This is a genomic window from Halomonas eurihalina, assembly GCF_008274785.1.
GTDB classification, from domain to species: Bacteria; Pseudomonadota; Gammaproteobacteria; order Pseudomonadales; family Halomonadaceae; genus Halomonas; species Halomonas eurihalina.
Genome location: NZ_VTPU01000010.1, coordinates 79,741 through 93,919 on the forward strand (window position 1 = coordinate 79,741; position 14,179 = coordinate 93,919).

The following is a 14,179-nucleotide window of genomic DNA, read 5'->3' on the forward strand; positions in this document are numbered from 1 at the left end:
CCTCTCATTCACCCTCGGTCACCTTCTTGTCCGATTGTCGCCCGATTCGCGTGGCGCCACCCAGGGCGGAGCCCGGTAGCGACGGTGCAAAGGACATCTTCCCGCGCCGCGGCTGGGCCAGTTGGGAGCGGCGCCGGGCATGGATCATGTAGCCGTCGCTCAGCGGCAGGTTATGCCGCCGCCCGACGGTCTCCAGCACGGCATTGCGCGCCAGCCCGCCGGGCAGTCGAAAGCCGCAGTAGTCTACCCGTTGCGTCTCGAAGTCGACAAACGTCAACCAGTCGCGTAAACGAGCCGGACTGCGCCAGCGGCCCTTGCCAGGAAAGTAGCGGCGCCGCTCGGGCCACAGCCGGGACCACCCCGCGATGCCGAACGGCGACCAGCCGAACAACACCAGGTGCCCCTCATCCGCCGTGACCCTCGCCGCCTCCTGCAGCACATGATGAGGGTTCGGCAACACTTCCAGCAGATGATGCACGACCACCAGGTTCAGGCAGCCATCGGGCAATGGCAGGGCATCGGGGGGACACACCAAGGTCGATGGCGACTCGACGAGCGCCTCCGTTGGCGCCCAGCGTATAGAGTGATGCACCGGACACATGTCCGTCAGCACGGGGGCAAAGCCGAGCTCCAGAGCATGAGGACCAAACCAGCGCTCGCACAATGGCCCGATGCAGGCTCGCTCGGCTCGCCAGACGGCCTGACCCGAGGCGCTGGCCCAGTAGCGGCGCCCTTCATTGGCCAATCGCGCCAGTGCCATCGCCTCCTGCTCATTTGACATGATCCGCTCTTCTCTCCACAGTTTGTACTTTTTGCGATTTGCCTCGGATCAGGCGCTCTCGACACCGTCGAGCCTGGTCAAGGCGCGAGGATAACGAGTTCATGTTGAGCGTGACACCCATTCCAGCCTTCAGCGACAACTATATCTGGCTATTGCGTCAGGATACGAGCGACAGCGTCTGCGTGGTCGACCCTGGCGATGCGGCTCCGGTAATCGAGTGGTTGGAACGCGAGGGACTCACGCTTGGCACGATCCTGATCACCCACCACCATCCCGACCATACCGGCGGACTGGCGGAGCTGATCCAGCGTTACTCTCCCCGGGTCATCGGCCCTCACAACCCGGCGATCACCGGCATCGATGAACGCGTCGGCGATGGTGACGAAATCCGGGTCATGGGACGCCTGTTCGAGGTCCTGGAACTGCCCGGCCACACCCTCGACCATATCGCCTTCTTCACCGCTGGTATACCGCCTCTGCTGTTCAGCGGGGATGTGCTGTTCAGCGCCGGCTGCGGGCGCCTGTTCGAAGGCTCGCCGGAGCAAATGCATCAGTCCCTTTCGCGCCTCGAGAGCTTGCCCGAAGAAGCCCTGGTATTCGCCGCCCATGAGTACACGCTGGCCAACCTGCGATTCGCCAAGGCCGCCGACCCGGGCAACAAGAGCGTGATCGAAGCTGAAAATGAATGCCTGCGCGCCAGAGAGCTCGAGCGTCCCACGCTGCCCAGCACTCTGGGCCGGGAGCGTCGCATCAACCCCTTCCTGCGCTGCGGCGAGGACGGAGTCCGCCAGGCCGCAGCAGCGCATGGCGACACTGATACTGAACTGGCGACCTTCACCACCTTGCGCGCCTGGAAAGATTCCTTCTGAGTACCCCTGTTGAAAAAGACCGCTGGACGACCGGCTCAACACCACGCGTGCCGAGCCCCGGCGCCCCGGAGACCCTTGCATGACCTACCACACGATGCGACGACGCCTGTTCGGATTCGCCAGTTCTCTGAGCCTGCTCGGCGCCCTGCTGACCACCGCTCCCTACAGCCTGGACAGCCAAGCCGCCACCTTGCCTGCCGAGCGCACCTCGCTCGGCGGCGCTTCGCAGAATGATGCCGCCCTGACCCGCACCCACTCGCGATCGCTGGCCACCTTCTGGGGAGCTCTCGATCTCCAGCCCAAGGATGCCTGGAAGCGCCTGCGTGCCAGCTTCGAATGGAATGACCAATGGCGTGCCGATGCCGGCCACGCCAGGGTCCAGCACTGGATCGACGAGTATCGCTCGAACCCGGGCAATATCGCCGAGATCACCGAACGTGCCCGCCCCTGGTTGACCTGGATCATCCAGCAGGTCGAAGCTCGCGGACTCCCTGGCGAGATCGCCCTGATCCCCTTTGTCGAAAGCTCCTTCGACCCCGAAGCCCGCAGTCACTTCGGTGCTGCCGGCCTGTGGCAGATCATGCCGCGCACCGCAGAGGCTCTTGGCCTCAGGCGCAGCAACGCCTGGGATGGTCGCCTCGACGTCGTGCGCTCAACAGACGCCGCCCTGGACTACATCGAGATGCAGGCCGACCAGTGGTACGAAGGGGATATCGAACTGTCCCTGGCCGCCTACAACGCTGGTGCCGGCACGGTCAACCAGGCCCTCCGCGTCGCCCAGTCACAGGGCAAGGTCGGTGAATACTGGGACCTGAACCTACCATCGGAAACCATGGACTACGTCCCCAAGTTGCTGGCTATCGCTGCGATCATCGCCGAACCCGAGAGCTATGGGGTCAAGCTTCCCGATATCGAGGGAGGACCGGCCTTCGCCCAGGTGCCGGTGAGCCGCCGGGTGACCTTGAGCGAGGCCGCGCGGCTGGCCGGCGTATCCGAACAGCGCCTGGCCGAGCTCAACCCGGGACTTCGCGCCAAAGTCGCGCATCCTGGCCAGGTCGACGATCTGCTGGTGCCGATGGGACACGCCCAGCGCCTCGTGGCCGCCCTCGGGACTTCACCAATGAACGATGCCAATGGCACCACCGACATTCATGTAGTCCAGCGCGGTGACACCTTGTCTTCCATCGCCTCCAGGCATGCTGTGGCGGCCACGGATCTCGCTCGCTGGAACGGCCTGGACCGCCCCGACGCTTTACAACCGGGGCAGCAACTGACACTTTCCGGTAGTTAACACTGAAGCGCGCCACGTCGAGCGCGCTCTTGACGCTGGGAATGGAACTTCACCGATGTTGCGATTGCTCCTGCTACTGGCGACCCTGGCCAGTTTCCCCGTGCTGGCCGCCGATCCTGGCGAAGTCCCCACTCGGCACGCGCTCGCCCTCTACGACGAGCCGGCGCTGGGTGAGGATTTCAGCCACTTTCCCCATACCGACCCGAATGCCCCTGTCGGCGGAACCCTGTCCCGCGCCGCCACCGGCAGCAACTTCGACTCGACCAACCCCTATATTATCCAGGGCACGCCGGCCGCCGGGCTCAGCAATATCTACGACACCCTGCTGGTCAGCAATCCGAACGAGCCGTTCACCATGTACGGCCTCCTGGCTTCCGGTATCCGTCTCGATCCGCAAAGGCACTGGGTGGAGTTCGACCTCAACCCCCAGGCGCGTTTCCACGACGGCACGCCAGTCACCGCCGAAGACGTCATCTTCAGCTTCGAGACACTCACCGAGCACGGCCAACCCTTCTATGGCGCCTACTACGCCGGCGTGACCGATGTCCACGCCGTAGACGAGGACACCGTGCATTTCGACCTGGCCGACAGCGAGTCCCGCGAGCTGCCGCTGATTCTCGGCCAGCTGCCGGTACTGCCCGCCCACTATTGGCAGGAGCGCGACTTCACCCAGCCCACCCAGGATGCCCTGCTCGGCTCGGGGCCTTATCGAATCGCTGAAGTCGACCCCGGCCACCGCATCGTCTATGAGCGAGTCGACGACTACTGGGGCCAGGACCTCCCCGTCAATCGCGGCCGCCACAATATCGGTCGGCTCGTCTTCGACTATTACCGCGACGCTTCCGTGGCCATGGAAGCCTTCAAGGCCGGCAACCTCGACCTGCGAATCGGCTCCTCGGCCCGCAACTGGGCGACCGGCTATGACTTCCCCGCCGTCGATGCCGGCTTCATCAAGCGCCTGGAAATCCCCGACGGCCAGCCCGCAGGCATGCAGGCCTACGTCATCAACCTCCGGCGAGACAAGTTCCAGGACGTGCGCCTTCGCGAGGCCCTGAACCTCGCCTTCGACTTCGACTGGCTCAACAAGAACCTCTTCTATGGCGCCTATCAGCGCACTCACAGTTACTTCGCCAACTCCGAAATGGCCGCAGAGGGGCTGCCCAGTGACGCGGAGCTGGCACTGCTCGAGCCCCATCGCGATGCCCTGCCCGAGCGCGTCTTCGATTCGCCCCTGCCCATCGGCATGCCCGAAGCGCCTCGTGCCCGCCTTCAGCGCGCCCATGAGCTGCTGACCGAGGCCGGCTACACCTATCGAGACGGCCAGTTGATCACGCCGAACGGCGAGCCCCTGCGACTCGAGGTACTTCTGCACGACACTCGCTTCGAGCGCATCGTGCAACCCTTGCTGCGCAACCTGAAACGGCTGGGTATCCAAGGCAAGATCCGCGTCGTCGATGTCAGCCAGTACCTCAACCGCCGAGGCAACTTCGACTTCGACATCATCGTCGGCAGCTTTCCGCAATCGGCGAACCCCGGCAACGAACAACGCGACTTCTGGGGCAGCAAGTACGCCAACGCCCCGCAGAGCCGTAACCTCATCGGACTCGAGAGCCCGGTCGTCGACGACCTGGTGGAACGGCTGATCGCCGCCGATACGCGTGCCGAGCTCGATACCGCCGCCCGGGCACTGGATCGCGTCCTTCGCTGGGGCTTCTACGTGATTCCCCAGTGGCACCTGCCGGCGACTCGAGTGGCGTTCTGGGACAAGCTCGGCTGGAAGGAACCCTTCCCGGAGTACGGCCTGGACCTGGATGCCTGGTGGATCGACCCGCAGCGTGCCGGCGAAGTCGAAGCCCGTCAGAACGGCGGTTAGACTGTCAGCCAGATTCGTCCATCACGCCCTTGAGGAGCCGCCGTGGCCGCCTATACCCTGCGCCGCCTGTTGCTGATGATTCCCACACTGCTGGGGATCCTGCTGCTCAACTTCATCATCGTCCAGGCCGCCCCGGGCGGTCCCATCGATCAGATGCTGGCGCGCTTCGAGGGGCTGTCCTCGCAATCCAGTACCCGCCTCGAAGGCGATGGCGGCGAAATCGCCTCGGGCGATGACTCCCGCGGCAGTCGCGGCATACCGCCGCAATTCATCGAACGCCTGGAGACCCAATTCGGTTTCGACAAGCCGGCACCGGAGCGCTTTCTCGACATGCTCGTCGACTACGCCACCTTCGACCTCGGCGAGAGCTTCTTCCGCGGCAAGGCCGTCACGACCCTGATCCTCGAACGCCTGCCAGTCTCGATCTCGCTGGGTCTGTGGACCACGCTGCTGGTCTATCTGATCTCGATACCGCTGGGCATTCGCAAGGCCCTGGTGCATGGCTCGCGCTTCGATATCTGGACCTCGGGACTGGTCATCGTCGGCTACGCCATTCCCGGCTTCCTGTTCGCCATTCTGCTGATCGTGCTGTTCGCCGGCGGCAGCTACTGGGATGTCTTCCCGCTACGCGGCCTGACCTCGCCGGATTTCCCCGAACTCTCGACCTGGGGCAAGGTGAAGGACTATTTCTGGCATATCAGCCTACCGGTCGCCGCCTCGGCCATCGGCAGCTTCGCCACCCTGACCATGCTGACCAAGAACAGCTTTCTCGACGAGATCCACAAGCAATACGTGCTCACCGCCCGCGCCAAGGGCGCCAGTGACCGCCGTGTGCTCTATGGCCATGTCTTCCGCAATGCCATGCTGATCATCATCGCCGGCCTGCCTTCGGCATTGATTGGCATCTTCTTCACCGGCGCGTTGCTGATCGAGGTCATCTTCTCCCTGAACGGCCTGGGCCTGCTCGGCTTCGAAGCCGTCATGCAGCGCGACTATCCGGTGATCTTCGGCACGCTCTATCTCTACACCCTGATCGGTTTGATCCTGAAACTGATATCGGATCTGACCTATGTCTGGGTCGATCCCCGCATCGATTTCGAGACCCGGGAGTCCTGATCATGACACATGCCGCCAAGTCTCGCTTGTCTCCCATCACTCGCCGCCGGCTCGAGGTCTTTCGGCAGAATCGCCGTGCCAGGTTCTCGCTCTGGCTATTCCTGGCGCTGTTTGTGATCAGCCTCGGCGCCGAGCTGGCGGCCAACGACAAGCCCCTGCTGATGCAGTATCAAGGCGACTGGTATGTGCCGGTGCTGATCGATTACCCCGATACCGAATTCGGCGGTTTCCTGCCCACGCCGGCGGACTATCGCGATCCCTTCACCCGGGACGCCATCGAGGCCGACGGCTGGATGCTCTGGGCGCCGATTCCCTATGCCTACGACACCCTGGACATGACGCTGCGTCACCCCGCGCCGTCGCCACCGGACGGCGAGCACTGGCTGGGCACCGACGATCAGGGCCGAGACGTCCTGGCGCGGGTGATCTACGGTTTCCGCCTGTCGGTGATCTTCGCGCTAGTGCTCACCGCCGGCTCCATGGCGCTCGGTGTGCTGATCGGCGGCGTTCAGGGGTATTTCGGTGGCAAGATCGACCTGGTCGGACAACGCCTGACCGAGATATGGTCAGGCCTGCCGGTGCTGTTTTTGTTGATCATCCTGGCCAGCATGGTCGAGCCCAACTTGTGGTGGCTGCTCGGCATCATGCTGCTGTTCTCCTGGCTGGGGTTGGTCGACGTGGTGCGCGCCGAGTTCCTGCGCGCTCGCAATCTCGAGTATGTGCGCGCCGCCCGCGCCATGGGACTGCCCTCACGGCTGATCATGTGGCGCCATGTACTACCCAATGCCATGGTCGCCACCCTGACCTTCATTCCCTTCCTGTTCACCGGCGGAATCACCACCCTGACCGCTCTGGATTTCCTCGGCTTCGGCCTGCCGCCGGGCTCGCCTTCACTGGGTGAACTCGTCGCCCAGGGCAAGAACAATCTCCAGGCCCCCTGGCTCGGTATCACGGCCTTCATGACCCTGTCGATCATGCTCTCGCTGCTGGTGTTCATCGGCGAGGGGCTACGGGACGCCTTCGACCCGCGCCACATCCAGCATGCCGCCACCGGCACCGCCCCGAGGATTCCGCACCATGCCTGATGATCAGCCCCTGCTCCAACTCGACGCGCTGACCATCGCCTTCGATGGCACGCCGGTGGTCGATGCGCTGTCCCTGGAGGTGCACCGCGGCGAGACACTCGCTCTGGTCGGCGAATCCGGCTCGGGGAAGTCCGTCTCGGCACTCGGCACGCTGGGACTGCTGCCCGCCAATGCCTCGCTCACCGGCGGACGCCGGCTCGACGGACTCGATCTGTCTGGCCTGTCACAGCGTGACTGGCGCCGAATACGCGGCGGTCAAGTCGGTTTCATCTTCCAGGAACCCATGACCTCGCTCAATCCGCTGCATAACGTCGGAAAGCAGCTCGGTGAAGTGCTGCGCCTGCATCAGGGGCTCACCGGACAAGCCGCCAGACGACGCAGCCATGAACTGCTGGAACGCGTGCGCCTGCCGCGCGCCACGGAACTGCTTGACGCCTGGCCCCACCAACTTTCCGGAGGCCAGCGCCAGCGAGTAATGATCGCCATGGCCATTGCCAACAACCCTCGACTGCTGGTCGCCGACGAGCCCACCACGGCGCTGGATGTCACGGTACAGCGCGAGATTCTCGCCCTGCTAGCCGAACTGCGCGATGAGCGGGAGATGGGCATGCTGTTCATCACCCATGACCTCAACCTGGTTCGCCACCATGCCGATCGCGTGTGCGTCATGCACCAGGGACGCGTCCAGGAAACCGGCACGGTCAGCGACGTCTTCAACGCACCCCAAAGCCCCTACACACGTACATTGCTGGACGCCGAACCGAGCGGCCGCCCCGCGCCTGTCACCACCCGGCCAGCCCTGATCGAGGCGCACGGGATCGGGGTCAGCTTCCAGCGCCCCAAGCGCCTTTTCCAACGCCGTCCCCCCGCCTTCGAGGCGGTCAAGCCGCTGGACCTGCATGTGGCGCCCGGCGAGACCCTCGGCATCGTCGGTGAATCGGGGTCCGGCAAGAGCACGCTCGCCCAGGCATTGCTGCGCCTGGTGCCGAGTCGTGGCAGCCTCGAGTTTGACGGCACTCGGCTGGACCAACTGCATGGCGGCGCCCTGCGACGCCAGCGGCGACGCTTCCAGGTCGTCTTCCAGGATCCTTTCGGCTCGCTCTCGCCACGCATGCCAGTGTCGGACATCATCAGCGAAGGCCTACGCTTCCACTATCCCGAACTCGGGGCCGACGAGGTGGAGAGGCGCATCAACGACACTCTCAAGGAAGTCGGCCTGCCCGAAGGCTGCGCCTCCCGCTACCCGCACGAGTTTTCCGGCGGCCAGCGCCAGCGTATCGCTGTCGCACGCGCCATCATCATGGCGCCCGAACTGGTCGTACTGGACGAACCGACCTCGGCGCTGGACCGCAGCGTCCAGGCGCAGCTCGTCAACCTGCTACGCGAACTGCAACGCCGGCGTGGCATCAGCTACTTGTTCATCAGCCACGACCTGGCGGTCGTCCGCGCCATGGCGCATCGAATCCTGGTACTCAAGGATGGTGAAGTGGTGGAAAGTGGCGACTGTCTCGATGTGCTGGAACGGCCGACCAGCGCCTATACCAAGGCCTTGGTCGAGGCCGCGGGCCTGCGGGAACGCTCCTAATACCAGAAGGCCAGCGACAACGACCCAAAACTATCGGACTCGGGCTGGGCGTGAAATTCCTTGGTCCGCCAGGCATGGGTGACGGAAAGCTGCCAGCGATCCCAGTTGAAGGCCACGCCGACCAGGGCATCGCCGACCCACTCCTCGCGATCGACGGAATGACTGTCCTCGAAGGTATTGCCATCCAGCAGCAGGTTGTGAGCCATGTAGCGCCCCTCCAGGGCCGCAAAGGCATACCAGCCGAAGCCTTGGTCGGGGAGAAAGAATGACCGCCCTCCCTGGGCCGGCGCGATCGATGGAATACCGAAGCTGCGACTCAGGTTCTCGCCAATGCGCACCCCGCCGCCGGTCGCGCCATAGGTATAGAGATTTCCCAAAGCGAATCCCAGACTCGGTCCATACTCCACTTCCAGGCCGTTCAACGCGCTACGAGCGATCCATGACGTCTTGTAGGACATGTTGACGACCGGCTCATTGTGCAACTGATACTGCCAGCCTTCGGGTTTTTCGGAGTCGAGCACATGGTGCAACTCGCGCTGGATGGTCTCGCCACCGGCGGCCGGACCGACGATTCCCGCATCGAAGTTCAGGCTACGCAGTCGCCGCCAGTCATCATGGGACTCACTGTCGAAGAGCGACACACCTGCCGTGAATAGTCCCGCATAGGGCCGGTCCGATACATCCAGGGACTTCTCACCGATATCGATAGGCGTATAAAGCTGATGCGAGAGTCGGTAGGCGCCACCGTCAAGACTGTTCCTGGACCACCCAGGCAAACGATCGGCCAGATCGTTCAGCCAATGTTCCGGTGATGTCTGGAACGCCCAGGTGGCCTCCAGTCCATTGGTGTAATGCCCATCCGAGCCACCGGAGTAGATATCGTTCTCGCTCTTGAGTGTGAAGAGCCCATCGGCGTTGGCAGGGCCTCCCGCCACCAGAAGCAGGATCGGAAGCCAGGCAAATGCGCCAGGGCGAGCGGAAACAGGAAGAAATGACATGCATGAACTCCGGCCGGATATATACATACATCAGCGAATGTAATAAATTAGAATGCTAACAAATCCTGCCACCAAGTTCCATATCTTCAATCTGCAAGATAACGGTATAAACATTACTGGCTCTTGAATCGTGAAACGTTAAATCGGCGATGCCTGGCCGCATATATGGGCTGGCCTATACTGGCTCGTAGGGAACCAAGGGCCGAAGAGCGCCATATGCGCCGATTCATCTTGTTGTCATGGCAAGGCATGCTACTACTGATCCTGCTCGGCCCTATCGCCGCTCCGGCTCAAGTATCGACGATCTCGCTGACGGACGGCTGGGAATACCTCTGGGGGGACTCTCCTATCGCCGACGATGGCACGCTGGTCTGGGCCAGCGGCGAGCCTGCCGATGCCAACTGGCGATCCATCGACTTCCCTTCCAATCCCCCCGATCGCAACGGACGCCACCATGCCTGGTTCCGCACCACCCTGCCGATGGATGGAGAGTGGCGGGACCCCGTGCTCTATATCTACAGTGTCGACCTGATCGTCGAGGCCTATCTGGAAGGACAGCGAATCTATCGCTACGGCAATTTCAATGCCCGTGGCGAAGGACATTTCGCCGGCTGGCCATGGCACATGATCGAACTGCCCCAGGATTTCGCCGGTAAGCGCCTCTACTTCCGCATTTATTCGAATTACACCGATATCGGCCTGTGGGGTGAAGTAAAACTCATGGAGCACGCCGAATTGCTCGGTTACCTGTTTCGATATTCGGCCGTCGACCTGATCATCAGCATTGTCTGCCTGTTGCTTGCCTTTCTGGCCGCTGTCCTTGCGCTGATCCAGTCCGGTACGCGCTATAACTTTCCCCCTATCGCCCTGTTCTCGTTCGCCTCGGGCCTCATGATCCTGGCCGACACCCAGGTCAGCCAATTGCTGCTCAATATCCCCCTGCTATGGGACTATCTTGCCGCCGGCGGTTACTACACGCTGCCGATCGCCATCGGCCTATTACTGGAACACTGGTACACCGACACCCGCATGCGGCTGATTCGTCGCATCTGGCAGGCCCACCTCCTCTATCTGATCGCGGCGCTCAGCGTGGCACTGGCGGGGTGGGTCAACCTCTCCACCACTTTTCCAGTCTTCGACCTTCTGCTTGTCACAAGCCTCTGCCTGCTGATGGCCGTCATCGCCCCACGCTTACCACGACTCAATGGAGAGCAGCAAGCCATCCTGGGCAGCTTTGCGCTTTTCGACCTGCTCCTGCTCGCCGACATGGCCGTCGCTCATGGCCTGCTGCCCTGGACGCGTGTACCGGTCAGTAGTGGCGCCCTGATCTTCGCCCTTGCCCTCGTGGCGATCTCGCTACGCGAGTACAGCCGCACCCACAAGGAGCTCAAACGCCTCAACCTGCGCCTGGAACAGGAAGTCGCCCAGCGCACCGGCGAACTGCAGACCCTGGTGAAACGGCTCGAAAACTTCTCCTACACCGACCCGCTCACCGGACTGCACAATCGTCGCTATTTCAACGAGTTACTGGAGCAGTCCGCCGCTCAGGCTCGCCGACAGGGGTATTCATTGACCCTGGTGATGATCGACATTGATCACTTCAAGCGGATCAACGACCGTTACGGCCACGAAGCTGGCGACAGTGTCCTGGCAACCATCGCCCAGCGTCTGACCCAGTACTTTCGGGAAGCCGATGTGATCTGCCGGCTGGGCGGTGAAGAGTTTGCCGTACTGATGCATGGCACCGAAGCCTATGATGTCAAGGCACGCACCGAGGCCCTGCTCGAGACACTGGCCTGCACTATCCAGCATCACCAGGAGATGCCGCTGGGCCCCGTTACCATATCCTGCGGCATCGCGTCCTATCCCTTGCATGCGACCGACCCTCTGGCGTTGGTAGGGCTCGCCGACAAGGCGCTCTATACCGCCAAGCATGCAGGTCGGGCACGGACCCACGTCTATGCCTGATGTCAGTTACCCTCAGAACAACGCGACTTCCTCGGGGGTCAGCTCACGCCACTCCCCTGGCTCCAGGGTATCGTCGAGCACCAGGGCGCCCACCGACTCTCGATGCAGCGTCTCGACATGGTTGCCGATGGCGGCAAACATCCGCCGTACTTGGTGGTAGCGTCCCTCATCGATGACCAACCTGACATGATGATCGTCCAGGCATGTCAGCTCGGCCGGGCGGGTCGGCTCGTCCTCGCCCTCGAGCTCGATTCCTTCGGCAAAGGCTTGCGTCGCGCGCAGTGCCGCATCGCCTTCCAGGGGGCGAGCCAGGTGGGCCAGATAGGCTTTCGAGCAACGCCGCCGCGGTGAGGTGATACGGTGCGACCACTGACCGTCATCGGTGATCAGCAGAAGTCCCGTGGTCTCGACATCGAGACGCCCGACCGGCTGCAAGCGTTCGAGCTTGGGGACATCAAGCAGGTCCACCACGCGAGGATAGAGCCCTCGCCGCGCCGTGCATTCCACGCCCTCGGGCTTGTTAAGCATGATATAGCGCGTCCCCACCAGGGACAGGCGCTCGCCCAGCCAGGTGATTCGGTCGGTCTCTTGCACATGGCGGGCCGCCTTCTTTTCCAGCTCGCCATTGACGCTGACCTCACCGCGGATCAAGGCCCGCTTGGCCAGCCCGCGCGTCAGCTCGGTACTCTCCGCCAGAAAACGATCCAATCGCATCAGTCACCGACTCCGTCCGAAAGGGTAAAATGGTCGGCATCACGCCAGGCGGGAAACTTCTCGCGAAATGCCTGCAGGTCTGTCAGCGATAGTGTGCCGGTCTTCACGAAAGGCAGATCCCTGGGCTCGTCGATCAGCGCCTCGCCCTTGGCGTCGACCAGCATGGAGTCGCCGGCATAGCCGAGCCCCTTGGCATCCTCGCCGACGCGATTGACACCGATCACCGGGCACAGGTTCTCTACCGCGCGAGCCTGCAGCAGCACGCGCCACGGATGACGACGCGGCGCCGGCCAGTTGGCGATGCACAGCAGGGCATCATACTCGAAGTGTTCGCCCGGGGCAGGCTGCTGACGCAGCCATACCGGGAAGCGCAGGTCGTAACAGACACTGAGCAGGATCCGGAATCCCTTGAGCTCGACGATCACTCGCTCGTGGCCCATGGCATAACGTTCGTGCTCGCCGGCCATGCGAAACAGGTGGCGCTTGTCGTAGGTGACCAGGCTCCCGTCCGGTCGCGCCCAAATCAGACGATTGAAATAATCGTCGCCCTCGACCACCGCCACACTACCGGTGACCACGCACCCACGTTGCACAGCCTGTTCGCGCAGCCAGGCGACGGTCGCGCTCTGGTCCATGGGTTCGGCCATTTCCCGCGAATTCATGGTGAACCCCGTGGCGAACATCTCCGGCAACACGATCAAGTCGGTCTGGTCGCCGTCGAGCTCGCCCAGCGTCTCCTCGAGCATCCGGCAGTTGGCATCGGGATCTTCCCAGCGCAGATCGCACTGCACCAGGGTCGTTCGCAGCTCGCTCATACAGGGACTCCATCATCTCGGAACGGGGTTGTCTTCAGCCTAACCGAGACACCGGCATCGCGCAGCCATGGCATCGAAGCGATACCGGTCCTATGATAGGTCGGACATTTTTAGGAAGCTTAACATGCCAAGGACTCAAACCGTTTCTCCCGACGCCACCAAGGGAGTCGGCTTCGGCCTCGCCGCTTACCTGATGTGGGGATGCTTCCCGCTGTTCTTCGCTTTGTTCGAGGGCATCCCCGCCTATGAGGTGCTCATCCATCGAGTCCTATGGTCCTGCGTGTTCCTGGTGGGGCTGATCACCATCCTGCGTCGCTGGCCACCGGTGGCCGAGGCCCTGCGCCGTCCGCGCCGGCTGGGACGGGTACTGGCCTGCGCGGTGTTGATCGGGCTCAACTGGGGGCTCTACATCTATGCCGTGGAAAGTCGCCAGGTGCTCCAGGCAAGCCTCGGCTATTTCCTGACGCCACTGATCAACGTCACGCTCGGCCTGCTGGTACTGCGCGAGCGCATGCTCCGCCTTCAGGGCGTCGCCGTGGCACTGGCCGGCATCGCCATCGTCATCCAATTGGTGATGCTTGGTGAGATCCCATGGATCAGCCTGGCCCTGGCACTGTCCTTCGGCACCTATGGCCTGCTGCGTAAGCAGGTACCACTGGATGGCCTCTCCGGCCTGTTCGTCGAAACCCTGCTGCTGATGCCGCTCGGCCTGCTGGCACTCGCCTGGCTCAGCGAAGCAGGGCTGTCCCACTTCCTGGCCGACCAGCGCAGTACCCTGCTGCTGATTGCCAGCGGCGTGATTACCGCATTGCCCCTGCTGGCCTTCGCCGGCGCGGCACGGCGTCTACGCCTGGCGACCCTGGGCTTTCTGATGTATCTCAACCCGACCATCCAGTTCATGATAGCTTTGCTGGTCTTCAACGAACCCCTGACACCGACACAATTGGCGACCTTCATACTGATCTGGTTCAGCCTGGCCCTTTACTCCTGGACCGCCTGGCAAGGCCGCCCGCAAGAGACAAAAGAAGCCTGATACGGCTCACCGCCACAGGCATGTCGAATACACTCAGCAAGCCCATGGCAT

12 protein-coding genes are annotated in these 14,179 nt (G+C 62.9%); 8 read left to right on the forward strand and 4 right to left on the reverse strand.

All coding sequences use genetic code 11. From position 1 onward, the window contains the following. Window positions 1-4 precede the first annotated feature (4 nt). Window positions 5-781, reverse strand: coding sequence for a class I SAM-dependent methyltransferase (locus tag FZZ93_RS11380; RefSeq protein ID WP_149322449.1), 777 nt, complete (start codon window positions 779-781; stop codon window positions 5-7). Window positions 782-882: 101 nt separating this feature from the next. Between FZZ93_RS11380 and gloB the strand changes: the two genes are divergently transcribed. The 6 genes from gloB to FZZ93_RS11410 all read left to right on the forward strand — a co-directional run bounded on the left by gloB (window position 883) and on the right by FZZ93_RS11410 (window position 8,600). Continuing rightward, window positions 883-1,650 (forward strand): hydroxyacylglutathione hydrolase, encoded by a 768-nt coding sequence (gene gloB / locus FZZ93_RS11385; protein ID WP_149322450.1) that lies wholly within the window; start codon window positions 883-885, stop codon window positions 1,648-1,650. A gap of 79 nt (window positions 1,651-1,729) precedes the next feature. Further along, a complete protein-coding gene (locus FZZ93_RS11390; RefSeq protein ID WP_149322451.1) occupies window positions 1,730-2,941 on the forward strand; it encodes a transglycosylase SLT domain-containing protein in 1,212 nt (403 codons plus the stop codon). A 55-nt stretch (window positions 2,942-2,996) separates the two neighbouring features. Continuing rightward, complete coding sequence (locus tag FZZ93_RS11395) at window positions 2,997-4,814, forward strand: extracellular solute-binding protein (RefSeq protein WP_149322452.1); 1,818 nt, start codon at window positions 2,997-2,999, stop codon at window positions 4,812-4,814. 42 nt (window positions 4,815-4,856) lie between these two features. Next, complete coding sequence (locus tag FZZ93_RS11400; RefSeq protein ID WP_149322453.1) at window positions 4,857-5,930, forward strand: microcin C ABC transporter permease YejB; 1,074 nt, start codon at window positions 4,857-4,859, stop codon at window positions 5,928-5,930. Between the two features lie 2 nt (window positions 5,931-5,932). Further along, window positions 5,933-7,015 (forward strand): ABC transporter permease, encoded by a 1,083-nt coding sequence (locus FZZ93_RS11405; protein WP_149322454.1) that lies wholly within the window; start codon window positions 5,933-5,935, stop codon window positions 7,013-7,015. Further along, window positions 7,008-8,600 (forward strand): ABC transporter ATP-binding protein, encoded by a 1,593-nt coding sequence (locus FZZ93_RS11410; protein ID WP_149322455.1) that lies wholly within the window; start codon window positions 7,008-7,010, stop codon window positions 8,598-8,600. Before FZZ93_RS11405 ends, FZZ93_RS11410 begins: the two co-directional genes overlap by 8 nt. Here the strand turns inward: FZZ93_RS11410 and FZZ93_RS11415 are convergent. Beyond that, entirely contained in the window at window positions 8,597-9,598 is a 1,002-nt protein-coding gene (locus FZZ93_RS11415; RefSeq protein WP_149322456.1) for a lipid A deacylase LpxR family protein, read from the reverse strand. The genes FZZ93_RS11410 and FZZ93_RS11415 overlap by 4 nt on opposite strands. Window positions 9,599-9,814: 216 nt before the next feature. Between FZZ93_RS11415 and FZZ93_RS11420 the strand changes: the two genes are divergently transcribed. Continuing rightward, entirely contained in the window at window positions 9,815-11,566 is a 1,752-nt protein-coding gene (locus tag FZZ93_RS11420) for a GGDEF domain-containing protein (protein WP_246146194.1), read from the forward strand. Window positions 11,567-11,578: 12 nt separating this feature from the next. Here FZZ93_RS11420 and FZZ93_RS11425 read toward each other — a convergent pair whose 3' ends face one another. Both FZZ93_RS11425 and FZZ93_RS11430 read right to left on the reverse strand, forming a co-directional pair. Then, window positions 11,579-12,280 carry a pseudouridine synthase gene (locus FZZ93_RS11425; protein ID WP_149322457.1) on the reverse strand — a complete coding sequence of 234 codons (702 nt, stop codon included), beginning with the start codon at window positions 12,278-12,280 and terminating at the stop codon, window positions 11,579-11,581. Beyond that, window positions 12,280-13,095 (reverse strand): amidohydrolase, encoded by an 816-nt coding sequence (locus FZZ93_RS11430; protein WP_149322458.1) that lies wholly within the window; start codon window positions 13,093-13,095, stop codon window positions 12,280-12,282. The genes FZZ93_RS11425 and FZZ93_RS11430 overlap by 1 nt, the downstream gene beginning before the upstream one ends. A 124-nt stretch (window positions 13,096-13,219) precedes the next feature. Between FZZ93_RS11430 and rarD the strand changes: the two genes are divergently transcribed. Continuing rightward, window positions 13,220-14,128 carry an EamA family transporter RarD gene (gene rarD / locus FZZ93_RS11435; protein WP_149322459.1) on the forward strand — a complete coding sequence of 303 codons (909 nt, stop codon included), beginning with the start codon at window positions 13,220-13,222 and terminating at the stop codon, window positions 14,126-14,128. The last annotated feature ends 51 nt before the right edge of the window (window positions 14,129-14,179 follow it).

What these genes read in the sequence shown, in the direction of transcription:
- FZZ93_RS11380 (WP_149322449.1), bottom strand. Translation starts at nt 781, where the DNA reads ATGTCAAATGAGCAGGAGGCGATGGCACTGGCGCGATTGGCCAATGAA.
- gloB (WP_149322450.1), top strand. Translation starts at nt 883, where the DNA reads ATGTTGAGCGTGACACCCATTCCAGCCTTCAGCGACAACTATATCTGG.
- FZZ93_RS11390 (WP_149322451.1), top strand. Translation starts at nt 1,730, where the DNA reads ATGACCTACCACACGATGCGACGACGCCTGTTCGGATTCGCCAGTTCT.
- FZZ93_RS11395 (WP_149322452.1), top strand. Translation starts at nt 2,997, where the DNA reads ATGTTGCGATTGCTCCTGCTACTGGCGACCCTGGCCAGTTTCCCCGTG.
- FZZ93_RS11405 (WP_149322454.1), top strand. Translation starts at nt 5,933, where the DNA reads ATGACACATGCCGCCAAGTCTCGCTTGTCTCCCATCACTCGCCGCCGG.
- FZZ93_RS11410 (WP_149322455.1), top strand. Translation starts at nt 7,008, where the DNA reads ATGCCTGATGATCAGCCCCTGCTCCAACTCGACGCGCTGACCATCGCC.
- FZZ93_RS11415 (WP_149322456.1), bottom strand. Translation starts at nt 9,598, where the DNA reads ATGTCATTTCTTCCTGTTTCCGCTCGCCCTGGCGCATTTGCCTGGCTT.
- FZZ93_RS11420 (WP_246146194.1), top strand. Translation starts at nt 9,815, where the DNA reads ATGCGCCGATTCATCTTGTTGTCATGGCAAGGCATGCTACTACTGATC.
- FZZ93_RS11425 (WP_149322457.1), bottom strand. Translation starts at nt 12,280, where the DNA reads ATGCGATTGGATCGTTTTCTGGCGGAGAGTACCGAGCTGACGCGCGGG.
- FZZ93_RS11430 (WP_149322458.1), bottom strand. Translation starts at nt 13,095, where the DNA reads ATGAGCGAGCTGCGAACGACCCTGGTGCAGTGCGATCTGCGCTGGGAA.
- rarD (WP_149322459.1), top strand. Translation starts at nt 13,220, where the DNA reads ATGCCAAGGACTCAAACCGTTTCTCCCGACGCCACCAAGGGAGTCGGC.